This is a genomic window from Leisingera aquaemixtae (assembly GCF_019801145.1).
Classification (GTDB): Bacteria; Pseudomonadota; Alphaproteobacteria; order Rhodobacterales; family Rhodobacteraceae; genus Leisingera; species Leisingera aquaemixtae_A.
Genome location: NZ_JAHVJQ010000006.1, coordinates 136300 through 161832, shown reverse-complemented (window position 1 = coordinate 161832; position 25533 = coordinate 136300). Strand labels below are relative to the sequence as shown.

Genomic DNA, 25533 nt, shown 5'->3' with positions numbered 1-25533 from the left:
AAGCGCTGCGGCAGGGCTTTCCTGCCGCAGCAGCCCCTATCGCCCCTTGCGAGCCTGCCCCGCCCCGCGCTATTCGGCTTGAAACGCCCATTCACATCTGACCCGTTGAGACAGGATTTCCGGTATGACTTCGAACACCCCAGACGCGCCCTTTCATGACCGCATGCTGTCGCTGGGCCTCGCCCGCGTTGCCGAACAGGCCGCCCTGGCCTCTGCCTCGCTGATCGGCCGCGGCGACGAGAAAGCCGCCGACCAGGCCGCCGTGAACGCCATGCGCGAGCAGCTGAACCTGCTGGACATCGCAGGCGTGGTGGTGATCGGCGAGGGCGAGCGCGACGAGGCACCGATGCTGTACATCGGCGAGGAAGTCGGCACCGGCAAAGGCCCCGGCGTAGATATCGCGCTGGACCCGCTGGAAGGCACCACGCTGACCGCCAAGGACATGCCCAACGCGCTGACCGTGATCGCCATGGGTCCGCGCGGCTCCATGCTGCACGCGCCGGACACCTACATGGACAAGCTGGCAATCGGGCCGGGTTTCGAGGACGGCGTGGTTTCGCTGGACATGTCCCCGCGCGAGCGTGTCGAGGCGCTGGCCAAGGCCAAGGGCTGCGCGCCCTCCGATATCACCGTCTGCATTCTGGAGCGCCCGCGCCACGAGGCGATGATCGCCGAAGTGCGTGAAACCGGCGCCGCCATCCGCCTGATCACCGACGGCGACGTGGCAGGGGTCATGCACTGCGCCGAAAGCGACGTGACCGGCATCGACATGTACATGGGCCAGGGCGGCGCACCCGAGGGCGTGCTGGCCGCAGCTGCGCTGAAATGCATGGGCGGCCAGATCTTCGGCCGCCTGCTGTTCCGCAATGACGACGAGAAAGCCCGCGCCGCCAAGGCCGGCATCACCGACCTGGACCGGATCTATGCCCGCGACGAGATGGTCACCCAGGATGTGATTTTCGCCGCCACCGGCGTGACCGGCGGCTCGCTGCTGCCCTCGCTCAAACGGACCCCGGGCTGGGTTGAAACCACCACCCTGCTGATGCGCTCCAAGACCGGCTCGGTGCGCCGCATGTCCTACCGCACGCCGCTGGAACCGCACCAGAAGTGAACCGGCACTGCGCCCGCGAAGCGGCTTGCGCCGCGGCCTCCGGCGGGAGTATTTGAGGAAAGATGAAAGGGCCGGATCCAATTGGGTCCGGCCTTTGCTTACGGGTGAGACGCATGAGCTTTTTGGGTGTTGAGCAGTCCTTGACCGGCCGCCGCTGGGTTGGCCCCGGGGTGGAAGTGGACCGTGCCTCCGAAATGATGGCGCAGCAGACCGGCCTGCCCCGCTCTGTCTGCCAGGTGCTGGCGCGGCGCGGTGTTCCGGCGATGGAGGCCAAGGGGTTTCTTGAACCAAAGCTGAAAGAACTGCTGCCCGACCCGCGCGAGATGAAGGACATGGAGGCCGCCGCCGCCCGCTTCCTGGAAGCCGTGCGGCGCAAGCAGCGGATTGCGGTCTTTGCCGATTATGACGTCGATGGCGGCAGCTCGGCAGCGCTGCTGCTGGTCTGGCTGCGGCAGATGGGGCTGGAAGCCACGCTTTACATCCCCGACCGCATCGACGAGGGCTATGGCCCCAATGTTCCGGCCATGCAGGAGCTTGCCGCCGCCCATGACCTGATCATCTGCGTCGATTGCGGCACCCTCAGCCACGAACCCATTGCCGCCGCCAAGGGTGCCGACGTGATCGTGCTGGACCACCACCTGGGTGGCGAAACACTGCCCGACTGCGTGGCGGTGGTGAACCCCAACCGGCAGGACGAAAGCGGCGACCTGGGTTATTTCTGTGCCGCGGGCGTGGTGTTCCTGATGCTGGTCGAGGCAGGCCGCCAGATGCGCGAGGGTGGCGCCAAGGGCCCGGACCTGATGGCGCTGCTGGACCTGGTGGCGCTGGCCACCGTGGCGGATGTGGCGCCTCTGATCGGTGCCAACCGGGCGCTGGTGCGCCAAGGTCTGAAAGTGATGGGCGCCCGCAGACGTCCCGGGCTGGTAGCGCTCTCCGACGTCTCCCGCATGGATTCAGCGCCCTCTACGTACCACCTCGGATTCCTGTTGGGCCCGCGGGTCAATGCCGGCGGCCGCATCGGCAAGGCTGACCTCGGCGCACGCCTGTTGTCGACGGACAACCCGCATGAGGCGGCTGCACTCGCAGAAAGGCTGGATGAGCTGAACACCGAACGCCGCGACATTGAAAACGCCGTGCGCGCCGCCGCTTTGGAACAGGCAGAGGAGCGCGGTCTGGACGCCCCGCTGGTCTGGGCCGCGGGCGAGGGCTGGCACCCGGGCGTGGTCGGCATCGTCGCCTCCCGCCTGAAGGAAGCCGCCAACCGGCCCGCCATCGTGATCGGCTTTGACGGTGCAGAGGGCAAAGGCTCGGGCCGGTCCGTTTCCGGCGTCGACCTCGGTGCCTCGATCCAGCGGCTGGCGGCCGAAGGGCTGCTGGTCAAGGGCGGCGGCCACAAGATGGCTGCGGGCCTCACCGTGATGCGCGACAAGCTGGAACCGGCCATGGCGCGGCTGACGGAATTGCTGGCCAAACAGGGCGCAGGCCAGGGCGGCCCGGCCGACCTGAAGCTCGACGGCGCGCTGATGCCGGGGGCGACCAGCGTGGACCTGATCGAGCAGATCGAACAGGCAGGCCCGTTTGGCGCCGGCGCCCCTGCCCCGCGCTATGCGCTGCCGGATCTTCAGGTGCGCTTTGCCAAGAAAGTGGGTGAAAGCCACCTCAAGCTCTCCCTCAGCGACGGCATGGGCGGAGGTGTCGATGCGATCTGCTTTGGCGCCTTTGATACCGCGCTCGGCCCCCGGCTGCTGGAGCACGGCGGTGCCCGCTTCCATTTTGCCGGACGGCTGGAAATCAACACCTGGGGCGGCCGCCAAAGCCCGCAGCTGCGCCTGGAAGACGCTGCCGAAGCCTGAGTTTTCAAAGGCTTGGGCCCTGTGGATAAGAAATTTCACAAAGGCGTATTTTTTCTCTTGCGGGTTCCGGCGCTTACAACTAAATACCCGCTCACGCACAGAGTGGCCCGTTCGTCTATCGGTTAGGACGCCAGGTTTTCAACCTGGAAAGAGGGGTTCGATTCCCCTACGGGCTGCCACTTACCCCATCGCAGCAAGCACCGTGAACACGCCGAATTGGCGTGATTTTTTTGTTTTGCATCAGCCCTTTAGCGAAAACATGAGGCGGGCGGAAAAACTTCGCATTTCTGCAAAAATCCCCTTGCGCCCGTCCGGCGCAATCAGTAAACACCGCCTCACAGACAGAGTGGCCCGTTCGTCTATCGGTTAGGACGCCAGGTTTTCAACCTGGAAAGAGGGGTTCGATTCCCCTACGGGCTGCCACTTCTCCCCCGACAATGCACCAGTGCTGACAGCAGCGGAAAACTGTCAAAAGCCACACGTCTTTGGCACTGCGGCCATGACCTGTTTGCGCAGGCGCTGCCTGCAAGCCGTACTGGGGCAGTATGACATGATGTTCAGCCCCGGCGCCCGCCGGTGCGGGCACCGGCACGCCTGCCAGACCTGCCGTTAAGATGCTGCAGGCGTATCCGCCTTGCCGTCCGCCTTCTCCATGCCTTCGCGGTAGAAGCAATGCTGCGCCCGGCCGGCGCGCTTGGCGGCATAAAGCGCCAGATCCGCCTGGTTCAGCAGCTGCTGGGCGTCCGGGTTTTGCTGCCATGTGGACAGCGTGGTGCCGGCGCTGGCGGAAATCCGGCAGGTCCGGCCGCCAAAGGGAACCGGCTCCTCCAGGCGCTGAATCAGCCGCTTGGCGATCGCCGCAAGCCTGCCGGTGTCCAGCACCCCTTCGAGAATCATGACGAACTCGTCGCCGCCGACCCGCGCAACCGTGTCCGACTGGCGGGTGCACTCCACCATTACTCTGGCAGCGTGCTGCAGCACCGCATCGCCAGCCGCATGGCCCAGGGTGTCATTGACCTGCTTGAAAAAATCCAGATCCAGGTGCATCAGCGCAAATTCGCGGCCGCTGCTGATCAGACGCCCCAGCACATGGTCCATCGCCCGGCGGTTCTTCAGCCCCGTCAGGGTGTCGGTAAAGGCCTGCTCCTCAGCGGCGATCTTGGCGCCCTGCAGGCGCAGGTTCAGCTGGCGCGAGGCCTCCATTGCGGCGGATTTCGCCTCCACCAGATAGAGCATTTCGATGGTCAGGTCCGTGGGCGAAAAATCGGCGCTGGTCAGGTCATAGTCCCTCACCGCCTCCAGCACGGAGATGCCAAAGGACAGATTGATGAACGCGCCCTGCCCTTCGGGCAGCGGCGTGCACACTCCTTTGAGGCCCGTCTGGGGAGCGTCGCGGAATTGCAGATGCAGCTTGCTGCCCGAGGTGCGCAGCAGATCCTCCACCGAGCGCACCGACCGCGGCCGGGACAGGTCGAACACCCGGAAGAACCGCCGCCCTTCCCAATCCAGCTGCGGCCGGAGCTTCTTCAGCGTCGGCCCGGCGGACACGATGCGGCCCTTGCCGTCAACAATGGCGTACATCGGACAAATCACGCCCGCCATCCCGGTCAGCTGCTGGAGTGTCATCATAACGAATGCGCCCCTAAATCAAACTCGCGGCCTGCGGCAAATTTCGTTTCCACAAGCGTGATCGAGATCACCTCGGCATCGTCCTGCGTGCCCCGGTGATCCAGAAATACAAGATCCCCGTAGTCGTCGGCCATGGCCCGGAGAACACCCATCAGGACATGAGCATAGCCGGGCAGGCCCGGCTGGCAGACCAGCTCGAACTGGTCGGGCGCCTGCTCCAGAAGTTCCAGCGCCGGCAGGTGCAAATCCGACACTGCCAGCCGGGCCCGGTCCGGCAGGTCATCCAGGGAATGCAGGAACTCGACATAATTGACGCCGCCAAAGCGCAGCAGCCTGCGCAGCGCCTCCACCTGGGGATTTGACACCAGAAACGTGCCCATATCCTCCAGCATCTCCGGCAAGGGGCGCGCCAGAACCTTCTCCATCGCGGCCAGCATCTGGCCCGACTGCTCCTCGGTGTAAAACAGCATGGCTTCGAACTCGGAGAATCCGAGTCCCGCCTCCTCCATGACCTCCTCCCAGCGGTCTGCGCCGTAAGTACTCGTCACAAATGCCTGAATCGCCCTGTTGATCAGACCGTGCATGCAATGGCCCCTCTTTGCCTACGCAGCAGTTTTGACGCCTGCAGGTTAAGAAAGGCACAACAAAGCAAATTTGCAGAAATATTAGCGAGCAATTCCGCCGCCTTACTTAACCTTAGCACGAATTCTGCACCCCCAGCGTCCGCAACCGGCCCCGTGCGCAATGCGATCATAATATGGCAACCAGCTCCCTGGCCACTTACTTCTGGCGAACCTTGTCCCGGCCCGCGGCCCGCAGATCACTGCCACTCCGGCCGCCGTTGCCCCCTAGTGGCCCGTCACGGCCGCAGAGGCAAGCCCGCGGCATGCACCGGCCGCAATCCGGCGGCGCCCGGTCACCCGCCAGCCCCGGATACAAAAAAGCGGAGGCCCTGCCTCCGCTTTTCCGCCGCTTCTGAAATTCAGAAATCAGTGGGGGCGCCGCCTTCTGCTTTCCGGCGGGCGACAAAATCCGCCAGTTCGTCACGGATGCCCGCATCCATTGGCGGCGCCTCGAAGGAGCCGATGATCTCCTTGAACATCTTGTGCGCGCGCTCCGCGGTCCAGGTGGCGCCAGCCTGCTCCCAGGCCTCGTAGTTGCGCCAGTCGCTCAGGAACGGCTGATAAAAGGCGGTGGCATAGCGGTCCTGGGTGTGCTGGATGCCAAAGAAATGGCCGTCGTTGCCAACCTCCCGGATCGCGTCCAAGGCAATTTCCTCCGGGCCGGTCGCAGAGATCTCGGGCTGCATGTAGCGTTCGATCTGCTGCAGGATCTCGCAGTCCATGATGAATTTCTCAGGAGAGGCGATCAGCCCCCCCTCCAGCCAGCCGGCTGCGTGGTAAACCATGTTGGTGCCCGACTGCACCGCCGCCCACAGCGAGTTCGAGGTTTCCCAGACCGCCTGCCCGTCCGGCACGTTTGCAGCGCAGACCCCGGAGGAGCGCATCGGCAGCCCGTAGAACCGCGCCATCTGCCCGGTCATCTGGGTCGAGCGCATGTATTCCGGCGTGCCGAAGGCCGGCGCTCCGGATTTCATGTCGACGTTGGAGGTGAAGGTGCCGATCACGCAGGGGGTGCCGGGGCGCACGTACTGGAACAGCGCAATTGCGCAAAGACTTTCGGCAATCGACTGTGCCACCGCGCCCGCCATGGTCACCGGCGCCATTGCACCGGCCAGGGTAAAGGGCGACACCACAATCGCCTGCCCGCGCCGCGCCAGCCGCAGGCAGCCGTCGATCATCGGGAAGTCGTGCTTCAGGGGCGAGGTCGAGTTGATGTTGGTGTACATATGCGGCTTGGCCTCGAACGCCTCATCGCTGAGCCCGCCGGCAATCCGCACCATCTCCATTACATCCTCGACCCGCTCCTTGCCCAGGGAATAGGCGTGCATCGCCTTGTCGGTCAGCGTCAGCTTGTCATAGAGCACATCCAGGTGGCGGACCGAGGCGTGGATGTCCACCGGCTCCACCGGGTAGCCGCCGGCAAAGTGGATGCAGTTGAAATACTGCGTCAGCTTCAAAAGGTTGCGGCACTGCTCGCGGTTGCCCGCCACTTTCTTGTTCAGCTCCATGTCCCAGTAATTCGGCGGCGAGGACACGTTGCCGAACAGGATGTGGTTGCCGCCGAGCGGAATGGTCCGGTCCGGGTTGCGCGGGGTGATCGAGAATTCGCGCGGCGCCTTGCCCACCATTTCCATGACGAAATCGCGGTCCATCCTGACCAGCTCGCCCTCGACCTTGACGCCGGCCTGTTTGAAGATCTCCAGCGCCTCGGGGTTCAGGAACACCACGCCGATCTCTTCCAGGATGCGCATCGCGCCCTCGTGGATCGCCTGAATGCCCTCTTCGCTCAGGGGTTCCGTCGGGCGGTCGATGTTGACCGGGATCTGCCAGGGCATCTGCTCCAGCACCGCGCTGCCGCGCCGGGCCGCCGCGCCTGCCCTGCCCCCGCCCCGCCGTTTTCGTGCGCCTGTGTCTGCCATGCCGCCCTCCCCTGGGTCCGCGTTTCCTAAGTGCTGATCGTCAACCACTGTGCCAATCCCGCCTGCCTGAACCTGTCAGTTCCCGACCCCCGCTGTCGTTTTTCCTGCATCAAGCGCCGGGACAGCCGATTTCTGTACACTTATGCCCAGTATGCCGCACAAAAAAGCCGGCGCACAAGCTCCGTGCGCCGGCCCATGTAAACCTGCCTGCCGGCAGCTGCAGGAATCAGCCTGAACCGGCCAGCTGTTCAGCGATCCAGCCAGCCGGGGATATGGCCAATATCCGGCAGCACTGTATCGGCGTGCGGCAGCAGTTCCTCGCGCAGCGCCATGCCGGTCAGAACACCGATCCGCTGCATCCCTGCGGCGGCACCGGCCTCCAGGTCGTGGCGGCTGTCGCCCACCATTGCTGTGCGTGCAGGCTCCACGCCCGCCGCCTTGCAGAACGCCAGCAGCGGGTCCGGATCCGGCTTGGCGCCATGGCCGCTGTCACATCCTGCAACAAAGGCAAAGCGGTCCAGCACACCGGCCCGCTGCAGCTGGCTCTTGGCCGAGAATTCGGCGTCGTTGGTCATCACACCCAGCACCTTGCCGCGCGCCAGGAGGCCGTCCAAAAACTCCGCCAGCGGCACCGCCGGCGCCAGCTCCGCAGCTGATGCGCTCTGGGCGAGGTAATCCGTCAGCTCCGCAAGGCTCATATGCGCAACATAGGGCGCAAGCGCCTCTGCCACCTCGTCATTGGAGCTGGCAATCACCAGGCTGTCGGGATTGAAGGCCGCCAGTTCCAGGTCAAAGCTGATCGCCTCGGCCATCGCCTCCTTGGCAGCCTGGTCCCCCTGCGAAAGGACCTCCAGCAATTCAGCGGCCCAGCCGTTCCAGGTGGCTGCAAAGTTGAACAGGGTTCCGTCCTTGTCGAACAGAAAGGCATCAACGGGCATGGCGGGTCCTTTTTCCACAGGATTCGGTCAGGACCCTAGGCACAGCCCTGTTCAATCTCAAGTCCAGTTCACCTGGGAACCGCCTGGAAGCGACATCCGGGCCTGCATCGGCATCTCATAGGCCAGCCCCTCGCAATCGCAGAACTGGATCACCCAGGCGTCATCCATCGTTAAGAAATCGAGCACCGAACCCAGGAACTCCGGCTCCGCCGCCCGCGCCCGCAAATCCGCCTCGCTGGCACCGGTGGCACCCAGAAACACCGGTAAAAGCTCATCATTCCCGGCCAGCCAGGCCAGGGCTTTCAGCGCCAGGGTCTCAGCGCCATCGGCGGAAATCTGCATGTTCCCCACTTTCCTGCCGCATTGCGGCCAATTTAGTAAAAATCCGAAAGGGTTTTTTAACCAGTCTCAGCAAAAACTGTAAGCCATAGGATTTGCAAGGGGCGAAAGGATACCGCGTGCAAGGCACTATCCTGGTCATCGACGGCGTCTCCACCAACCGCATCATGCTGAAGGTGCAGCTCGCGGCTGCCTATTACGATGCGGTCCAGGCCGGCAGCGTGGCAGAGGTGCTGCAGGCCGCGCGCAGCTGCCGTCCCGATCTGGTGCTCACCGCGATGTCTCTGCCCGACGGCACCGCCGCCGACGTCAAGCGCGCGCTGGCAGGGGATGAGGCGCTGGCCGACCTGCCGGTGATCGCGGTCTCCGACTGGGAGGGGCACAAGGCCCGGCTGCAGGCGCTGGCCGCGGGCATTGACGATGTGCTGCAGCAGCCGGTGGACGACGTGATCCTGCAGGCCCGCATCCGCAGCCTCCTGCGCGCCCGCAGCGCCAACGAAGAGCTGAACCTGCAGCGCGACGCCTCGCACGGCTTTATCCTGCCGCTCAGCGACCGCGCCTGCACCGAGGATCTGCGCAATGCCACCGTTGCGCTGGTGGCAGACGATCCGCGCACTGCCATGGCCTGGCGCGACCGTCTCTCGTCCAGCCTGCCCTATGCGCTTCGCACCCACGCCATCAGCGACATTCAGGGCCTGATGCAGGCGCCGGTGGCCGATGCCATCATCATAGAGCTGAACGAGGCCTCCGCAGGCCCCGGCCTGCGCCTGCTGGCGGATCTGCGCGCCCGCGCCGCCACCCGCAAATCGGTGGTGATTGCCGTGCCCAACCCGGCCGACCCCAACATCGCGGCCGAAGCGCTGGACCGCGGCGCCCATGACGTGCTGCAGACCGGTTTCGATGTCGAGGAGCTGGAGCTGCGCCTGAACAGCCAGCTGCAGCACAAGATTCGCAAGGACCGGCTCCGCGACAGCGTCCGCAACGGGCTGCGCGCGGCAGTGCTGGACCCGATGACAGGCCTCTACAACCGCCGCTATGCCAGGCCCTTCCTGGACCGGGTGGCGCATTCGGCGGCGGAAACCGGCGAGAAATTCGCGGTCATGGTTGCCGATCTCGACCATTTCAAGCGGATCAACGATCTCTATGGCCACCCTGCAGGCGACGCCGTGCTGGTGGAGGCCGCCCGCCGGATGCAGGCGGTGCTGCGGCCTGCGGACCTGCTGGCACGTGTCGGCGGCGAGGAATTCATGGCCGTCCTGCCGGGCGCCACCGAGGCAGAGGCAGGCCTGACCGCGATCGCCCTGTGCAACGCCATCAACGGCACGCCGTTCCAGGTGCCCGGCGCCGCAGAGCCGGTCAAGGTCACCATCAGCATCGGCGCGGTGATGGGCGGGGCAGGCAAGGACAGCAGCGCCTCCGCGCTGGTCGAGAAAGCCGACCAGGCGCTCTACAATGCCAAGAACGCGGGCCGCAATCAGGTCACCCTGTCAGCCGAGTGCACCGAAGCGGCCTGACCCCAGCCGGTCTGGCATGTTTACCAGCAAAAAGGGCAGCCGGCGCCGGTTGCCCTTTGCGCTTCAGCAGATGCCGCTCTACCGGCCGCAACCCCTAGTCGCGCTGTTGCCGCTGTTCGCGCCGCTCGTGCCAGCGCCGGACGCGCTGCTGCATCCGTTCCTCCAGTCGGTCGGCAAAATCCACCCGCTCCTCCAGCGTCATTGCCTCCAGCTTGCGCACCCAGGCGGCCTGCACCTTGGTGTGAAACGCATGATGCGCATCCGCCTGCGCCCGCATCAGCGCCAGCATGCCGGCGGCATCAAAGGTCTCGCTGCGCAGCGCCGCAATCACCGCGATGCCTTCCGCCTGGCGGCGCTTGACATAGCTGCCGTGGCTGCCGCCTGCCTCCTGCCGCAGCGCCTTGCGGGTGTCGCGGTCCAGTTCCCGGAACATCATCGCGCCGATGTCCGGCGGCCGCCGCCAGTGCTGGTCCTTGCCGCTGTACCGCCAGGCCGCCCCGGCCGCGATGCCGATCACGGCCAGGTTCAGCGCCAGCGATCCTGCCAGCAGCAGCTTCAGCCACAGCTTCATTCCGGGTTTGCCCTCCGCACTCATTGCAGGTCCTCGCTCAGCACCATTGCCATGTCATAGCTGTCGTAGGGCACCGCATTGCCGCTGTCCTCATATCCCGCCAGTGCCACCGGGTCCGGCACAAAGGAGGGCGGCGCCAGGCCGATCCACAGCCCCGCGGCGCTGGCCGCCGCAAGGCCGCCCATGGCAGGCCAGCCGCCCACCGCCTCGATCAGCTGCCGCCACAGCGGCTGCCTGGCTGCCCGGGCTGGGCCCGCCGCATGGCGCCCCTGCTGCACCCGGCCCGCATCCGCCAGGATGGCCGCGCTCAGATGCTCCGGCAGCGCAGGCCGGTCGCGGCGCGCCGCGGCAAACAGCTCTTCCAGTTCCTGGTTCGCCTTGTCTGTGTCAGCCATCGTTATACCCCAACTCTTCGCGCCGCCCGGCCAGGGCCGCGGCCAGCGCCCGTTTGCCCCGGGCGGTGAGACTCTCCACCGCCTCGGTGCTGATGTCCATAATCCCGGCAATCTCCGGGTTCGAAAGCTCTTCCAGATGCCGCAGCACCACCGCCTGACGCTGCCGCTCCGGCAATTGCATCAAGGCCGCCTGCAGCGCATCCTGCCGCGCGCCGTCCTGCATCTGCTCCGCCGCCGACCGGCCCGGGTCCGGCGGCTCCGGCACCGCGTCCAGATCCACATGGCCGCCGCGGGCGCGCCGCTTGCGGTCGATGCACAGGTTCATCGCCACCCGGTAAAGCCAGGTCGACACCTGCGCCTCCCCCGGCCGCCACTCCGGCGCCATCTTCCACAGGCGAAGCATCGCCTCCTGGGTCACGTCCTCGGCCTCGGCGCGGATCCCCATCACCCGCATCGCCACGCCAAAGACCCGCGGCCCCAGCCGCGCGGTCAGCTCCGCCGCCGCCCGGCTGTCGCCATTGGCATAAAGCACCAGAAGCGCATCGTCGGAGACCTCCTCCGCCGCCGCGCTCATGGCTGCCGGACCCGCACCAAGGGCCCGGCGCCGCGATATTTCCGCGTTATGCAGCACGCCTCAGCGATCAGTTCTGCTCCATTTGCTTCCCGGCACCCTGGCCATGGCCGTGCATTCCGCCGCGGTGCATCCGGGCATTTTCGAATTCCGCCTTGGAAATTCCGCCGCTGCCATCGGCATCCATCCGGTCGAACATCTTGCCCGCCCGGCGCGGCTGCGGCATCTCGTCCTTACTCAACGCGCCATCGCCGTCCTTGTCAAAGCGTTCCAGCATATTGGCGGCCCGCTCGTCTGCGTGCTGCCGCGCCCGCGCCTGCATTTCCTCCAGCGTCAGCTTGCCGTCGCCATTGGCATCCGCCTTGGCGAAATGGGCATCCTTCATCGCCTGGATTTCCGCCTTGGTCACCTCACCGCTGCCGTCGGTGTCGATCTCCTCAAAGGACATCTTCGGCCCATGAAGGCCAAAGCCCTTGGCCAGCGCGGCACTGCCTGCGGTCATGCCTGCGGCGGCCACGATCAGGGCGATGAACTTGACGTGTTTCATGTCGTCTTTCCTTTGTTCAGCGGCAGCCTCTTGCTGCCCGATGCACAGGAAAAACGCCCCAGCCCGGCGCTTCCGTCGCAGAAATGCAAAAAAAGTTTTTGCCGCCGTCCCGTTGCGGCAAACCGGCGCACGAACCTTGCTTTCCCCTTTCGCGCCCTCCTGAAGCGCGCAAAGATGTACCCAGCACACAGGATATTGCCATGACCGAGTCCCCCGCCGCGGCAGCCCCCGGCGCAGACACCGACCGCCCCACCATGCCCGCCCTGGCCAAGGGCTGGCGCTGCCGCTGCCCCGAGTGCGGCGAGGGGCGCCTTTTGCATTCCTATCTCAAGGTGAACGCGCGCTGCAGCCACTGCGGCCTCGACCTCACCCATGCCCGCGCTGACGACGGCCCGGCCTACCTCACCATTCTGATCGTCGGCCACATCATGGCGCCCCTGATGCATGTGGTCTATTTCTCCTGGCGGCCGGAGCCCTTGGTGATGTTCACGGTTTTCACGATTGGCTGCCTGGCATCTTCCCTCTATCTTCTGCCGCGGATGAAGGGGATCGTCATCGCCTACCAATGGGCGCGGCGGATGCACGGCTTCGGCAAGGCCACCCCGGCGGAAAAAGGGCAGTAACACCATGAGCGAGACGTATCTCAGCGGCGAGACCACCACCGACAAGACCGCAATCCGCAACGCGGCGACAGTGATCGCCATGCGCGGCCGGATGTCAGACGACCCGCAGGTGCTGATGGGACAGCGCGGCGCCAAGGCGGCGTTCATGCCCAACAAGTTCGTCTTTCCCGGCGGTGCCGTGGATGTGGCCGACGCGCAGGTCCCGCTGGCCTCTCCCATTTCCGCAGTCTGCCAGGAGCGCCTCGCCGACAAGGCGCCCGGGGATGTGCACCATGCCCTCAGCGTCGCCGCGGTGCGAGAGTTGTGGGAGGAAACCGGCCTGATCCTGGGCGAGCCCGGCGCATGGCAGGGAGACATCCCCGAAGACTGGCAGAGTTTTGCCGCCACCGGCCATGTGCCTTCGGCCAGGGCGATGCAGTTCGTGTTCCGAGCCCTGACCCCGCCGGGCCGCCCGCGCCGCTTCGACGCGCGCTTCTTTCTGGTGGATGCCGATCAGATCACAGGCGACCTGGATGATTTCTCCCGCGCCGCGGATGAGCTGTCGCATCTGCAATGGATCCCGCTCAGCCAGGTGCGCAGCTTCGACCTGCCCTTCATCACTGAGGTGGTGCTGGCCGAAGTCACCGCCCGCGTCCGCGACGCCGAGCCGCCGCAAAGCGTGCCCTATTTCCACAACAACGACGAGGCCAGCCTGTTCCTGCGCCTCAAGGGCTACCCGATGCCCGCCGACGGCTGAAGGATCACGTTTCCCGGCGCGGGAAACGTCCTTTGAAACCCGTGCTTTCCGGGCCGGAATTATCGCATAATTCCGGCTGCCCATCTGCTGACGCTTCCGGCTACAGGGCCAGAACCAGCACCAGGATCGACACGATCAGCAGCCCCATGCCCACCAGTTCGCGGAGCGTGACCTTCTCCTTGAAGAACAGCACCGACGCCAGCAGCGACAACAGCAGCTCCACCTGCCCCACCGCCTTCACATAGGCTGCGTTTTGCAGCGTGAAGGCCCAGAACCAGCAGAATGAGCCCCCCATGCTGGTCAGCCCCACCCAAACCGCAACTTTGCGTGCCTGCCAGACCCGGGCGATCTCGCCCTTCTCGCGCAGGCCCAGCCAGACCAGCATGAACAGCGTCTGCAGACTGACCACCGCAGCCAAGGTCACGCCTGCGCGGAACATCGGCTCCAGCTCCGCCAGCTGCAGCGACGCGCCGCGGTAGCTGACCGCGGAAAAGGCAAACAGCACCCCCGACCCCAGCCCCAGCTGCGAGGCCCGGTTGGTCAGATGCCGCCACCAGGGGCCTGCCGCATCCGGGGTCTTGGACAGCACCAGAACGGCGGCCAGCCCGATCAGGATCGCCGCCCAGCCGCCAAGGCTGACAGGATCGCCCAGCACCGCCAGCCCGACGATGGCGGTCTGGATTACTTCGGTTTTCTTGAAGGTGATGCCGACCGCAAAATTGCGCTGCTTGAACAGAGCGACGACGCAGACGGTGGCCAGGATCTGCGCGGTGCCGCCGATGGCCGCAAACATCCAGAACTTCGGCCCCAGTTCCGGCAGGCTCCGCCCCGACACCGCCAGATAGGCTGCCAGCCCGGCCAGAATGAAGGGTGCGGAATAGACAAACCGGGCGAAGGTGGCTCCGCCCGGCGACAGCGTCACGCTGCTCAGGACCTTCTGCAGCATGAAGCGCACGGTCTGAAAGCTGGCAGCGGCTATGGAAACGGGGATCCAGGCAAACATGCCCCCGCTTATGCGCCCTTATTCCCCCTGCTGCCAGAGCGGATGCGGCACCGGATCCTTGGCCCGCAACAGGTAGTTGCGGAAAATCTGCAGGTAGTTGCGGTAGAAATAGCCGTCGTTGGCCGCCAGGAACTCTGCCCGGCGGGTTTGGTAAAGCCGCGGCAGCGCGTACCAGGGCACGCCCGGATGCATGTGGTGCACGATGTGCAGGTTGTTGTTCAGGAACAGGAAGGCCAGCGGCCCCTTGTCCTCGATCACCACGGTGCGGCCGCGGGCGGTTTCATGCGCGCGGTGCTCCAGGAAGGTGCGGATCTTCAAAAGCGCCAGCCCCAGATAGGCCCCGGCAACCGCCGCCCAAAGCGGCGCAGGCGACTGCAGCACCACCCAGATCACCACCGCCAGGCCAAGGCCATGCAGCGCCCAGTCGCGGGCAATCCCCGGCTCTCCCCTGCGCATCAGCCGCCAGTCGCCCGCCATAAAGCAGAGCTGCCCGATCAGCGGCCCCAGCACCACCCGGCCCAATAGCGTGTTGTTCACCCGCAAGAGCGCCTTGCGCCAACCCGGCAAGCGCGCCCAAACGCCCGGGTCCTGGAAATTGCTTTCCGGATCGTCATAGGGGTCGGTCAGCGCCTCATCCTCGTGATGCGCCAGATGGGTGTCGCGGAAGCGGCCATAAGGGATCGCCAGGCTCAGCGGAAAGAACATCAGCGCCTCATTCAGCCAGCGGCTGCGGAACGGATGCCCATGCAGCGCCTCATGGGTCAGCGAGGAATGCAGCGCCGCCATCACGCCCAGCGCCATCACCGTCAGCAACAGGCTGACCTGCGGCAGCAGCCACAGCGCAGCCAGCCAGCCGCCGTAACAGCCCAGGATCAGCGCCAGGGTGCCCCATTCCACGCCCCGCGGCATGTATTCACTGCAGCGCTCAGACATGGCCGCGCCCCCAGCTGATCTTTGCCCAGGCGCGTTCATAGAAAAGGTAGACCGTGAAGCCGATCCCTGTATTGACCAGCGCCATCATGCCGCCTGCCTTGGCCGAGCCGGTGGCAATCAACCCCACCAGCGTCATCGTCGCCAGCCCGAGGATGTTCCAGATCACTGCCTTAACTATGGAGCGCCTGCGCGTTTCCATCTTTCCTCCTGAAATTCTTTGGTAAGTGCTTGTTTCCAAACTACCGCAGCCGCAGACTGTGCAGAATTCCGAATGCAGTTAACAAAATCCATCAACCGTGATATTTGGAAACACATGATAGAAAACATCGACAAACGGGTGCGCGCAGAGCAGTTCCGGCAAAGGCTGAACAAAGCCTTGCGCGACAGCGGCCTCAGCCAAAGCGCCCTGGCCCGCGCCGTCGGCGTCGACCGCTCCACCATTTCGCAGCTCTTGACGGACGAGGGCGCGCGGCTGCCCAATGCCCATTTGGTCGGCGCCTGCGCCGGCGCTCTGGGGGTTTCCGCCGACTGGCTCCTCAGCCTGTCTGACCGGCCCGAAAGCGCCGCCGAACTGCTGGCCTCCAGCCTCACCCTTACCGAGGCCCCCCGCGCGCTGGTCGATGAACGGATCTTCGACTGGCACCAGGAGGCCGAGGGCTACAAGATCCGCCACGTTCCCGCTGCCCTGCCCGACATGCTGAAAACCCGCGCGCTCTTGGAATGGGAATACTCCCCCCATCTGGGCCGTACCGCCGGCCAGGCCATCGGCGCCTCCGAAGACCGGCTCACCTGGATGCGCCAGTCCCCGTCTGATTACGAAATCGCCCTGCCGCTATACGAGCTCGACAGCTTTGCCCATGCGGTTGGCTATTACGAGGGCCTGCCGCTGGACGTGCGGCTGGAACAGCTTGATCAGTTCGAGCGCCTCTGCGAGCAGCTCTACCCCCGCCTGCGCATCTACCTGTTCGATGCCAAGCGGCTTTATTCCTCACCGATCACCATCTTCGGGCCGCTTCTGTGTGTCTTTTACGCCGGCACCCATTATCTGGCCTTCCGCGACAAGGAGCGGATCGCCACCTTCACCAATCATTTTGACAATCTGGTGCGCGAAGCCGACATCACCGCCCGGCAATTGCCCGGACGGCTCAGGGCGCTCAGGGCGGCGATCAGCAGTTAAATCGTTTCAAACAGAACTTCCGCCCGGCCGATAGGCCGGGCAGCGCCCGTCCCGCCCCCCACGGGGCGGGCGCTTCGCTTCCCACCCCGCTGGGCCGAACGCTGCCCTCTGACTTCCTGATCTAGGCGCTCACACTTTCGGGTCCGGGTTCTCGGTATGGCCATCAACGGCAATCACCTGCCCCGACACCAGCCGCGCTGCGTCCGAGCCGAGGAACACCGCCATATTGGCAATGTCGCTCGCCTCGACGAACCGCCCCATCGAGGTGCCCGCGGCATAACCCGCATAGACCTCGTCCCGGGTCATGCCCTTGGCCGCCGCCTCACGCTCCAAAACGCCCTCCATCCGCGGCCCTTCCACCGCGCCGGGACAGATCGCATTGGCGCGGATGCCAAAGGGGCCAAGCTCCATCGCCAAGGTCTTCATCAGCCCGATGACCGCCCATTTCGCCGAAGCATAAGGCGCCCGGTTCGGATAGCCGTACTGCCCTGCGGTGGAGGATGTCACGATGATCGATCCCGCCTTGGCCGCCTTCATCACCGGTGCCGCGTATTTGGCGGCCAGAAAGCAGCCCTCAAGATTGACGCTCACGCATTTGCGCCAGTCCTCCAGCGCAATATCCTCGATCAGCGCCGTAGGCCCGGCGATGCCCGCATTGGCGCAGAGCACATCGAGCCCGCCCCAAACTTCAGCGATTTCCGCAAACAGCGCCTTGACGCCCGCCTCATCGGTGGCATCCACCGCCGTTGTCCGCCAGCCTTCCGGCACGTCCGCCAGCGCTACGGCGCTCACATCCGTGACCCAGACCTGATGGCCGGCGGCGGCAAAGCCCTCGGCCATCGCACGACCGATGCCAGACCCGCCGGCAGTGACCAAAACCCGGCTCATCTGGGCGCACCAACTGCGCGGCCCAGCCCCTCCGGCGCCGCCAGCACCGCATGGGCTTCTGCCAGCTTCACCAGGTTGGCCTCGATATGCGGCGCAGGCGGCGCCGAACGGCGGGTCTTCAGGTCCACATGCAGCAGCATATGCTCACCGGTCGCCAGCAGCCGCTCGCCGGAGAACATCTCGTGCCACAGATGCATCTTCTTGCCCGCACCCATGATCACCCGGGTCTTCACCTGGATCGGATCGCCCGCATGGACCTCGTCGATATGGCGGATATGGGTTTCGGCGGTGAAGTAGCTGCCGCCGTTGGCAATATACTCCGCATCGCAGCCGATGATCATCATCAGCCGGTCGGTGGACTGCGCAAAGGCGTCCAGATAGCGGCTCTCGGTCATATGGCCGTTGTAATCGGTCCAGTCCAGCGGCACCACGCGGCTCTGGGTCAGCACCGGCTGGCTCAGGTCTTCCAAGTCCCCGATCGTGCGCACCAGCCCGGCCTCGCCTTCGCGGTTCAGGTCATGGGCGTTCTGCAGCGCACCGGCACCCCAGTTGTTTGCGCCCAGCGCCCGCATCATGCCGACCAGGTTGTCGTCCCGGTGCCGCTCCAGCTCGCGGATCGAATACTGGCCGGATTGCTCATCCGACTGGCCCGCGATCAGTTCCACCAGCTCATCAGTGAATTCCGGCACATCCATCAGCTTGGTCCAGGGCCAGCTGAGGCAGGGGCCGAACTGCGCCATGAAATGCTTCATGCCCGCCTCGCCGCCAGCCACCCGGTAGGTTTCAAACAGACCCATCTGCGCCCAGCGGATGCCAAAGCCGTAGCGGATCGCGTTGTCGATCTCCTCGGTGGTGGCGATGCCGTCCTTCACCAGCCAAAGCGCCTCGCGCCAGACCGCTTCCAGGAAACGGTCGGCCACATGGGCGTCGATCTCTTTCTTAAGGTGCAGGGGATACATGCCGATGGCAGTGATGATCTCCTTGGCGCGGTCGATGACGCCCGCCGGGTTGGCCTCTGTCGTGACCAGCTCGGCCAGCGGCAGCAGATAGACCGGGTTGAACGGATGCGCGACCACGATCTGGCCCGGGTTCTCGCGTCCGTCCTGCAATTGCGACGGCTTGAAGCCGGAAGTGGAGGAGCCGATCACCGCATCCGGCGCGCAATGCGCCTGCAGCTCTGCATAGACCTTTTGTTTCAGGTCCAGCCGCTCCGGCACGCTCTCCTGGATCCACTCGGCGCCCTCGACGGCCTCCGCGATGGTCTCATGGAAGGTCAGGCTGCCCTCGGCAGGCAATGCCACATTGCCCAGGCCGGGCAAGCTCCGGCGGGCGTTGGCCAGCACTTCGCCGATCTTGCGCTCCGCTTCCGGGTCCGGGTCGAACACCCGCACGTTCCAGCCATTGAGCAGGAACCGCGCGGCCCAGCCGCCGCCGATAACCCCGCCGCCGATGATTGCTGCTGTTTTCATCGTTTCATTCTCCAAAACACATTGGCTCGTGAACAGCACGAGCACATAGCGCCGGCTAGGCGCCCACGACGTCCCCGCCCGCGAGCAAGCGGGCAGCTATTATTTTCATTGAGTGAATACGCGCTGCGCGCGCGTGCGCTGCGCTCCGCTTCAGATCAGGAACGGCAGGACACTGAACACCATGAAACCGCAAAGGAAGGCAGCGCCAGCAATCCGGCCCGGAGACAGAAACTTCCGCAGTACCAATGCAAGGGCTGCCCCCAGGCCAATGACCCCGGCGCCAAGCCAAGCTGCGGCCGCTAATCCAATCACCGGTGGAACAATGGTGTTCTCCAGCATTGCGTCGGAGAGGCCCAGCGCAATTCCAAACCCGGCGAAGAACAACGCCAGCGCCGCAAGCGGCCCTTTCCACCAAGCCGCTTCTGATTGCAGGAAAGCGGTGAGCGACAGCATCGAAGCCGCGAAGAACGGAAAGAATATCATTCACTCAAGTAATCCCATCCCCTCTCGGGCTTCAACCCTGAATTGACTCCACCCAGTGCACAAGGACTGTACAGGGGGTGCACGCAGGGCACCCCGCGAATACTCGCTTACTTCGCCGCCGGCGCGCGTTTGGTCAGGCCCAGCTTCTCGCGCACTTCCTGCGGACCGATCACCCGTGCGCCCATGTTCGACACGATGGTGTTCGCACGTTCAACCAGCTGCCAGTTCTCTGCCAGGACGCCTTTATCGAGCCACAGGTTGTCCTCCAGCCCGACCCGCACATTGCCGCCCGCCAGCACCGATTGCGCCGCATAGGCCATCTGGTTGCGGCCCAGCGCAAAGGCCGAGAAGGTCCAGTCGTCCGGCACATTATTGACCATCGCCATGAAAGTGTTGAGGTCGTCCGGCGCGCCCCACGGCACCCCCATGCACAGCTGCACCAGCGCGTTCGGCTCTAGCACGCCTTCCTTCACCAGTTGCTTGGCAAACCACAGGTGGCCGGTGTCAAACGCCTCGATCTCCGGCTTCACGCCCAGGTCGGTCATCATCTGCCCCATCGCCCGCAGCATGCCGGGCGTGTTGGTCATAACGTAGTCGGCCTCGGCAAAGTTCATGGTGCCGCAATCCAGGGTGCAGATCTCGGGCAGGCATTCCGCCACATGGGCAACGCGCTCCGTCGCCCCAACCATGTCGGTGCCCGCCTCCTTCAGCGGCAGCGGGTTCTCGGTGTCGCCAAACACCATATCACCGCCCATGCCCGCGGTCAGGTTCAGCACCACATCCACCTCGGCATCACGGATCCGGTCAGTCACCTCGCGGTAAAGATCCAGTCGGCGCGACGGCACCCCGGTCTCAGGATCGCGCACATGGCAGTGCACCACTGCGGCGCCGGCCTTGGCCGCGGCGATGGCGCTGTCGGCGATCTGCTGGGGCGAGCGCGGCACATGCGGGCTGCGGTCCTGGGTGCCGCCGGAGCCGGTCACGGCACAGGTGATGAAGACTTCCCGGTTCATTTCCAGAGGCATTTTTCTTTTCCCTTCGATGTACAGGGTTTTGCCACGGGTTATCCCCAGGCTCCTCCCCAGATTCTGATTTGCGCTGACAGCGACTCTGCCGCAGCCTTTTACGGCACAGTTTACACCAGGCGAATCGAAGTTGATGAAATCCGCAAAAAACATCCTGCAGCCCGAGAACCGGCCGCTGAAGACAGCGGTGCTGGTTCTGGATGAATGCAACACGCTGTCCTTTGCCGCTGCAGTGGACCCCATGCGCGCCGCCAACCGGCTGGCCGGGCGGGCGGCATTCGACTGGGATTATGTCAGCGCCACGGCAGAGCCGCCGATGCTGACCAGCGGCCTCACCGTGCCGAGCTTTCCGCTGGCCCGGCTGCAGGGCTGCGAACTGCTGATCATCGTCGCGGGCTTCCAGCTGGCGCGTCATGCCACCCCCAGCCTGCTGGCCGGCCTGCGCCGCATCGCCGCCACCGGCGCCACCATCGCAGGCATCGACGGCGGGCCCTGGCTGATGGCCGAGGCAGGGCTGCTGGACGGCCACCCCGCCACCACCCACTGGGAAGACCTGGAAAACTTCGCCGCCCGCTTCCCCGACGTGGACGCCCGCAACGACCGCTTCACCGTGTCTGAGGCCCGTATGACCTCCGGCGGCGCGACGCCGGCAATTGAAATGATGCTGCACATCATCAGCTGCCGCCATGGCGCAGGCTTTGCCTCCCGCGTGGCGGGGCTGTTCCTGTTCGACGGGCCCTCTGCCCTGCCGCGCCCGCAAAGCCGACTGGGCGGCCGCGCCCACAGTGCCCTGACCGCCAAGGCAAACGCGCTGATGGAAGCCTCGCTGGATGAGCCGCTGCCGCTGGCGCAGATCGCCGAGACGCTGGGCACCAGCCCGCGCAGCCTGCAGCAGCAGTTCCGGCTCAAGCTCAACACCACGCCGCAGGACCACTACCTTCAGCTGCGCCTGGCCGAGGCCCGCCGCCTGGTCACCGACACCGCAATGCCGCTGATGGAGGTGGCAATGGCCACCGGCTTCACCTCGCAATCGAGCTTTGCCCGCGCCTTCCGCACCGCGCATGGCACCTCAGCCCGCGACCTGCGCCAGGAACAGGCACGCCCGACGGCTCACTGACACAACGCGGGTCAAGGGCCGCGCAGCGGCGGTGCGCAGCACCGTTCACCCTTGACGCGCAACCCTTGTACAGAATTGCAAAGGCGCTTCAGGGGCAGACCTGCCCCTGAACGCTTCTGAGCAAACCCTTCTCCGCGCTGCGCCAGCAGCGCCCGGCCCAACCGGCCTAGGGCATGTCCATGCCCGCAGGCCGGGCGGGAGAGCCTCCGCCCCTTGGATCAATACGGCATCGGATGCGCCCGGTGGGCAGCGTTGATCTCGTCCAGCACCTCCTGGCTCAGCTCCAGCTCCACCGACTTCAGCAAATGCTCCAGCTGCGGCAGATGGGTGGCGCCAAAGATCGCCGACGCCATGAACGGCCGGGCCCGGCACCAGGCCAGCGCCATATGCACCGGATCCAGCCCGTGGCGTTCTGCGATCTTCAGATAGGCCGCCACCGCATCATAGACCCGCGGGCTGTGGCGCCCGCCCAGTTCCGGGTTGATCGACTTGCGCGAGCCTTCCGGCACCGCCCCGTCCTGGTACTTCCCGGTCAGCAATCCGGTGCCCAGCGGCGAGAACGCCATCAGCCCGACATCTTCATTGACGCTCAGCTCGGCCAGGTCGGTGTCATACATCCGGCAGACCAGCGAGTATTCGTTCTGGATCGAGGCCACCCGCGGCCAGCCGCGCACCTCGGCGATGCGCAGCCATTGCGCGGTGCCCCAGGCGCTCTCATTGGACAGGCCAAAGGCGCGGATGGTGCCGCGCTCCACCTCGCGCTGCAGCGCCTCCAGGCAGTCCTCCATGTTGGCCAGCACCTCCTCGCGGTTCTGGCCGGAAGGATCATAAGTCCAGTTCTGCCGGAACATGTAGCTGCCCCGGTTCGGCCAGTGAAACTGGTAGAGGTCGATATAATCCGTCTTCAGCCGCTTCAGCGAAGCCTCGATGGTGGGCGCGATGGTCTTGGACGAGATCGGCGCCCCGCCGCGCACATGCCGCATCCCTTCACCGGAATGTTTGGTCGCCAGGATGTAGTCGCCTCGCCGTCCGGTCCTTTCGTTCCAGTTGCCGATGATTCTCTCGCTGTTGCCCAGGGTTTCAGCACTGACCGGATTGACCGGATACATCTCGGCGGTGTCGACAAAGTTCACGCCAGCCGCCAGCGCCATATCAATCTGCGCATGGGCCTCGTCCTCCGGCGTCTGGGTGCCAAAGGTCATCGTGCCCAGGCACAGTTCGGACACCCTCATGCCGGTGCGGCCCAACGGGTTCATTTTCATCTCGCGCTCCCTTGTTCCGGATTTGCCTGCGACCCTAGCCGGCAGCACGGCAAGTGCAAGCCGCGGCAGCACACCGGTAGACCGGCGTTAACCATCCAAGAACAACCTGAAAGCGATTCGCCTAAAATGTGATACGCTCAAATTTGTCGCAAATTGAATTACAAGGAGTGGCCCATGACATTCGCGGTGCATGAAATAGGTGAAGATCGCGCTATCGAAGTAGAAGCGCCTGTACTGCGATTGCCGCCGTCCCAGGCACGCTTGGCCCATGCCCGCGGCCGCGCCGTGTTCGTTGATCTGCGCATGGCGCAGGAAATGAAAAGAACCGGGATCATTCCGGGGGCTTTTCCCTGCCCCCACGGGCTCACGGATCTCTGGATCGGCCCCGGCAGCCCCGTCAGCAGCACCAGTCCTGCCGATGAGAAGATTTTTGTATTCTGCTGCGGCAATGGCTTGCACGCACCCCAGGCCGCCCAAAGCGCACGGCATATGGGCCTGCGGCAGGTCTTCGTCCTGGACGGCGGCATGGATGCCTGGCTTGCCGGCGGCGGCAGCGTGGCGGCGCTTGATCAGCAGCAGGTTCATTGAGCTGCCCCCAGCCGCTTGCACCCCGGCGCAAAACGCTGCAGCCTGCCTCCCGTGTTACTTGAGGAGGGCGCAGAATGCCGCAACAGATCACCAAAGGCGTCAAGGCGCTGCTGGCCGAGGCAAACAGCCTTGTCGAAACCATGACCGTCGAAGAAGCCAAGCAGAAGGTGCTGGATGAGGGCTATGTTTTCATCGATCTGCGCGACATCCGCGAGCTGCAGCGCAGCGGCATGATCCCCGGCGCCTTCTCCTGCCCGCGCGGCATGCTGGAATTCTGGATCGACCCGGACAGCCCCTATCACAAGCCGGTGTTCAACCAGGACAAGACCTATGTGTTCTACTGCGCCAGCGCCTGGCGCTCGGCGCTCAGTGCCAGGGCGGCGATGGAGATGGGGCTGAAACCGGTGGTGCATCTGGAAGGCGGCTTCAGCGAATGGGCCAAACAGGGCGGCCCGGTGGTCCCGCGCGAGAGCTGAGGCCAGCCGCACCGCGCATCACGCGCGGCCCGGCCAATCCTGCAGGCCGGCGGCACTGCCCGCCGCAGCACCCGATTGAGAACAAATAGCGAACATGCTACTTTGACGGCATGCCGACTCACCTGCTTACCCGCCGCAGCCACAAACCCCGTCCGGCGCTGCCCCTGATGGAGGGGATCGCGCTGGAGCAAGCCCGTGTGCATGAGGCCTGCGGCCCGGCCCGCCACAGCTTTGCCCTCTGGCTGGCCGCCGCCGCACAGGCCGCCGCCCCGGGATCCGTCCTGTGGCTGTCTGCGGCCCAGGGCGGCCCCCGGCTGAACCCCGGCGGGATGGCGGAATTCGCCAGCCCTGCCCGTTTTCTGTTCGTGCAGGCCGCCCGGACAGAAGATCTGCTCTGGTCCATGGAGGAAGCCCTGCGCAGCGGCGCGGCACCGCTGGTGGTGGCAGAGCTGGCAGAGCCGCCCGCCATGACCCCGGTGCGGCGGCTGCATCTGGCGGCAGAGGCTGGCGGGCGCTTCGGCCCGGCGCCGCTGGGCCTGCTGCTGACCCCCGGCACAGGCGGCGCCCAGGGCATCGAAAGCCGCTGGCACCTGGCCCCGGCCCATGCGCCCCGGCCCGGCGGCAGCCCGCCCCCCGCCCGCGACCGCCCCGGTTTCCCGGGCTGCTGGACCCTGCAGCGGCTGCGCGCCCGCACCCTGCCGCCCCGCAGCTGGCAGATCACCCGCACCGGCCCCGGCAGCCCGCTGCAGGCAGCCCCGCTGCCGCCCGCCGCCTGCGGCCCGGCTGCGGCCCGCCTGCCCGCGGCGCTGGCGCAGCCGCCGTCACCGCTGGCTGCGCCAGCGCGGCCTTAGCGGCTTTGGGCCGGGCACCGGACGCAGGCCGGTTCCCGGCCCAACAGGCAGAGGCTTTTGCCCCAAACGCCGGCGCCTGGCGGGAGCCCCCCGCGGTTTCACAGGCGCGCAAGCAAAAGTGAGCGGCCCGCAGCGGCAAATCCGGTTAAACTCGTCCGGCAGCACAGGAAAAACGGGCCAGCAAACACGGAAGGAACCGCACCCATGGGCAACTCCAGGATGCCGCGCCGCGCCCTGCTGGCCGACCTCGGAGCCGCTCTGCTGGCGCCGCAGGCGCTGCTGGCCGCCCTCCTGCCCTACCGCCTGATCCCCGAGGCCACGGATGTGCGCTTCACCTTCCTGCTTGGCGGCCAGCCGCAGCACGGCCGGGTCCCCGTCTCCGCTGCCCGCATCCGCATCGACCCGCAGAATCTGGCCCGCAGCCAGGCCGATATCACCCTGGACGCGCGCCGCGCCCGCACCGGGCTGGTGTTTGCCACCGAAGCGCTCAAAGGCCCCGGCCTGCTGGACACCGCCCGCTTCCCGCAGATCCGCTTCCGCTCCACCCGGGTCCGCCTGGGGCCGGACGGGCGGCTGTCCGGCGGTGCGCAAATCACCGGTGATCTGACATTACGAGGCGCCACCCGGCCGGTCACCCTGCAGGCCGCGCTCTACCGCCGCCCCGGCACCGCCCCGGACGACCTGCAGGAACTGGATGTGCATCTCTCCGGCCAGATCAGCCGCGCCGCCTTTGGCGCCTCAGGCTACGCGGATCTAGTGGCCGACCGGGTCAGCCTCAATGTCAGGGCCCGCATCCGCCAGGCAGGCTGAGCGCCGGCCCGCGCCGCGCCGGTGCCAAAAAACACCGCCCCGCAAAAATACGACACGCTGGTGGCGGAAACCGGCTGGCAAT

The 25533-nt window shown here is 65.7% G+C and carries 28 protein-coding genes and 2 tRNA genes; 13 read left to right on the top strand and 17 right to left on the bottom strand.

Annotated features, from left to right (window positions below; translation table 11 throughout):
• Positions 1-124: 124 nt before the first annotated feature.
• The 4 genes from glpX (at position 125) to KUW17_RS15780 (ending at position 3387) form a co-directional block, all read left to right on the top strand.
• Positions 125-1111 carry a class II fructose-bisphosphatase gene (gene glpX, locus KUW17_RS15795; protein WP_222480835.1) on the top strand — a complete coding sequence of 329 codons (987 nt, stop codon included), beginning with the start codon at positions 125-127 and terminating at the stop codon, positions 1109-1111.
• Between the two features lie 113 nt (positions 1112-1224).
• The gene (recJ, locus tag KUW17_RS15790) at positions 1225-2964 is read left to right on the top strand and encodes a single-stranded-DNA-specific exonuclease RecJ (RefSeq protein WP_222480833.1); all 1740 of its coding nucleotides are present in this window, start codon (positions 1225-1227) and stop codon (positions 2962-2964) included.
• A 104-nt stretch (positions 2965-3068) separates the two neighbouring features.
• Positions 3069-3143: transfer RNA gene (locus KUW17_RS15785), tRNA-Glu, on the top strand.
• A 169-nt stretch (positions 3144-3312) separates the two neighbouring features.
• Positions 3313-3387: transfer RNA gene (locus tag KUW17_RS15780), tRNA-Glu, on the top strand.
• Positions 3388-3573: 186 nt separating this feature from the next.
• On the opposite strand, the gene KUW17_RS15775 is transcribed toward KUW17_RS15780, so the two are convergent.
• The 5 genes from KUW17_RS15775 to KUW17_RS15755 form a co-directional block, all read right to left on the bottom strand.
• A complete protein-coding gene (locus KUW17_RS15775; RefSeq protein ID WP_222480831.1) occupies positions 3574-4593 on the bottom strand; it encodes a GGDEF domain-containing protein in 1020 nt (339 codons plus the stop codon).
• Positions 4590-5177: a heme NO-binding domain-containing protein gene (locus KUW17_RS15770; protein ID WP_222480829.1), complete on the bottom strand. Its 588-nt coding sequence runs from the start codon at positions 5175-5177 to the stop codon at positions 4590-4592. Before KUW17_RS15770 ends, KUW17_RS15775 begins: the two co-directional genes overlap by 4 nt.
• Positions 5178-5575: 398 nt before the next feature.
• Entirely contained in the window at positions 5576-7135 is a 1560-nt protein-coding gene (locus tag KUW17_RS15765) for a trimethylamine methyltransferase family protein (RefSeq protein ID WP_222480827.1), read from the bottom strand.
• A gap of 248 nt (positions 7136-7383) precedes the next feature.
• Positions 7384-8073 (bottom strand): HAD family hydrolase, encoded by a 690-nt coding sequence (locus KUW17_RS15760; RefSeq protein ID WP_222480825.1) that lies wholly within the window; start codon positions 8071-8073, stop codon positions 7384-7386.
• 57 nt (positions 8074-8130) lie between these two features.
• The gene (locus tag KUW17_RS15755) at positions 8131-8415 is read right to left on the bottom strand and encodes a DUF3572 domain-containing protein (RefSeq protein ID WP_222480823.1); all 285 of its coding nucleotides are present in this window, start codon (positions 8413-8415) and stop codon (positions 8131-8133) included.
• 116 nt (positions 8416-8531) lie between these two features.
• On the opposite strand from KUW17_RS15755, the gene KUW17_RS15750 reads away from it, so the two are divergent.
• On the top strand, positions 8532-9926 hold the full coding sequence (locus KUW17_RS15750) for a diguanylate cyclase (RefSeq protein WP_222480821.1): 1395 nt from the start codon (positions 8532-8534) through the stop codon (positions 9924-9926).
• A gap of 94 nt (positions 9927-10020) precedes the next feature.
• Here KUW17_RS15750 and KUW17_RS15745 read toward each other — a convergent pair whose 3' ends face one another.
• The 4 genes from KUW17_RS15745 to KUW17_RS15730 form a co-directional block, all read right to left on the bottom strand.
• Positions 10021-10497 carry a periplasmic heavy metal sensor gene (locus KUW17_RS15745; protein WP_261397236.1) on the bottom strand — a complete coding sequence of 159 codons (477 nt, stop codon included), beginning with the start codon at positions 10495-10497 and terminating at the stop codon, positions 10021-10023.
• A gap of 20 nt (positions 10498-10517) precedes the next feature.
• The gene (locus KUW17_RS15740) at positions 10518-10892 is read right to left on the bottom strand and encodes a hypothetical protein (RefSeq protein ID WP_222480817.1); all 375 of its coding nucleotides are present in this window, start codon (positions 10890-10892) and stop codon (positions 10518-10520) included.
• Positions 10885-11466: an RNA polymerase sigma factor gene (locus KUW17_RS15735; RefSeq protein ID WP_222480815.1), complete on the bottom strand. Its 582-nt coding sequence runs from the start codon at positions 11464-11466 to the stop codon at positions 10885-10887. The genes KUW17_RS15740 and KUW17_RS15735 overlap by 8 nt, the downstream gene beginning before the upstream one ends.
• Before the next feature lie 67 nt (positions 11467-11533).
• Positions 11534-12010 carry an EF-hand domain-containing protein gene (locus KUW17_RS15730; protein WP_222480812.1) on the bottom strand — a complete coding sequence of 159 codons (477 nt, stop codon included), beginning with the start codon at positions 12008-12010 and terminating at the stop codon, positions 11534-11536.
• A 200-nt stretch (positions 12011-12210) separates the two neighbouring features.
• Here KUW17_RS15730 and KUW17_RS15725 point away from each other — a divergent pair, with 200 nt between their 5' ends.
• Together KUW17_RS15725 and KUW17_RS15720 are read left to right on the top strand one after the other, a co-directional pair.
• On the top strand, positions 12211-12633 hold the full coding sequence (locus KUW17_RS15725) for a DUF983 domain-containing protein (protein ID WP_222480810.1): 423 nt from the start codon (positions 12211-12213) through the stop codon (positions 12631-12633).
• Between the two features lie 4 nt (positions 12634-12637).
• Positions 12638-13369 carry an NUDIX hydrolase gene (locus tag KUW17_RS15720; RefSeq protein ID WP_222480808.1) on the top strand — a complete coding sequence of 244 codons (732 nt, stop codon included), beginning with the start codon at positions 12638-12640 and terminating at the stop codon, positions 13367-13369.
• A 100-nt stretch (positions 13370-13469) separates the two neighbouring features.
• On the opposite strand, the gene KUW17_RS15715 is transcribed toward KUW17_RS15720, so the two are convergent.
• From KUW17_RS15715 to KUW17_RS15705, 3 genes are read right to left on the bottom strand one after another with little or no spacing between them, the layout of a single operon-like run.
• The gene (locus KUW17_RS15715) at positions 13470-14372 is read right to left on the bottom strand and encodes a DMT family transporter (protein WP_222480806.1); all 903 of its coding nucleotides are present in this window, start codon (positions 14370-14372) and stop codon (positions 13470-13472) included.
• Between the two features lie 18 nt (positions 14373-14390).
• Entirely contained in the window at positions 14391-15305 is a 915-nt protein-coding gene (locus KUW17_RS15710; protein WP_222480804.1) for a fatty acid desaturase, read from the bottom strand.
• Positions 15298-15504 carry a DUF2061 domain-containing protein gene (locus KUW17_RS15705; RefSeq protein ID WP_222480801.1) on the bottom strand — a complete coding sequence of 69 codons (207 nt, stop codon included), beginning with the start codon at positions 15502-15504 and terminating at the stop codon, positions 15298-15300. The genes KUW17_RS15710 and KUW17_RS15705 overlap by 8 nt, the downstream gene beginning before the upstream one ends.
• 114 nt (positions 15505-15618) lie before the next feature.
• Between KUW17_RS15705 and KUW17_RS15700 the strand changes: the two genes are divergently transcribed.
• Positions 15619-16482, top strand: coding sequence for a helix-turn-helix domain-containing protein (locus tag KUW17_RS15700; protein WP_222480800.1), 864 nt, complete (start codon positions 15619-15621; stop codon positions 16480-16482).
• Between the two features lie 129 nt (positions 16483-16611).
• Here KUW17_RS15700 and KUW17_RS15695 read toward each other — a convergent pair whose 3' ends face one another.
• From KUW17_RS15695 to KUW17_RS15680, 4 genes are all read right to left on the bottom strand, one after another.
• On the bottom strand, positions 16612-17370 hold the full coding sequence (locus KUW17_RS15695; RefSeq protein ID WP_222480798.1) for an SDR family oxidoreductase: 759 nt from the start codon (positions 17368-17370) through the stop codon (positions 16612-16614).
• A complete protein-coding gene (locus KUW17_RS15690; RefSeq protein WP_222480796.1) occupies positions 17367-18839 on the bottom strand; it encodes a carnitine 3-dehydrogenase in 1473 nt (490 codons plus the stop codon). The genes KUW17_RS15695 and KUW17_RS15690 overlap by 4 nt, the downstream gene beginning before the upstream one ends.
• Before the next feature lie 150 nt (positions 18840-18989).
• Positions 18990-19322, bottom strand: a complete 333-nt coding sequence (locus KUW17_RS15685; protein ID WP_222480794.1) for a hypothetical protein — start codon at positions 19320-19322, stop codon at positions 18990-18992.
• 107 nt (positions 19323-19429) lie between these two features.
• Positions 19430-20347 carry a 3-keto-5-aminohexanoate cleavage protein gene (locus tag KUW17_RS15680; protein WP_222480792.1) on the bottom strand — a complete coding sequence of 306 codons (918 nt, stop codon included), beginning with the start codon at positions 20345-20347 and terminating at the stop codon, positions 19430-19432.
• Positions 20348-20480: 133 nt separating this feature from the next.
• Between KUW17_RS15680 and KUW17_RS15675 the strand changes: the two genes are divergently transcribed.
• On the top strand, positions 20481-21464 hold the full coding sequence (locus tag KUW17_RS15675) for a GlxA family transcriptional regulator (protein ID WP_222480790.1): 984 nt from the start codon (positions 20481-20483) through the stop codon (positions 21462-21464).
• Positions 21465-21682: 218 nt separating this feature from the next.
• Here the strand turns inward: KUW17_RS15675 and KUW17_RS15670 are convergent, their stop codons facing one another.
• Entirely contained in the window at positions 21683-22726 is a 1044-nt protein-coding gene (locus KUW17_RS15670) for an aldo/keto reductase (protein ID WP_222480787.1), read from the bottom strand.
• A gap of 174 nt (positions 22727-22900) precedes the next feature.
• Between KUW17_RS15670 and KUW17_RS15665 the strand changes: the two genes are divergently transcribed.
• From KUW17_RS15665 to KUW17_RS15650, 4 genes are all read left to right on the top strand, one after another.
• The gene (locus tag KUW17_RS15665; protein WP_222480785.1) at positions 22901-23314 is read left to right on the top strand and encodes a rhodanese-like domain-containing protein; all 414 of its coding nucleotides are present in this window, start codon (positions 22901-22903) and stop codon (positions 23312-23314) included.
• 74 nt (positions 23315-23388) lie between these two features.
• Positions 23389-23790, top strand: a complete 402-nt coding sequence (locus tag KUW17_RS15660) for a rhodanese-like domain-containing protein (RefSeq protein ID WP_222480783.1) — start codon at positions 23389-23391, stop codon at positions 23788-23790.
• Positions 23791-23900: 110 nt separating this feature from the next.
• Positions 23901-24641, top strand: a complete 741-nt coding sequence (locus KUW17_RS15655) for a hypothetical protein (RefSeq protein ID WP_261397235.1) — start codon at positions 23901-23903, stop codon at positions 24639-24641.
• 204 nt (positions 24642-24845) lie between these two features.
• Entirely contained in the window at positions 24846-25451 is a 606-nt protein-coding gene (locus tag KUW17_RS15650) for a YceI family protein (RefSeq protein ID WP_261397234.1), read from the top strand.
• Positions 25452-25533: the final 82 nt, after the last annotated feature.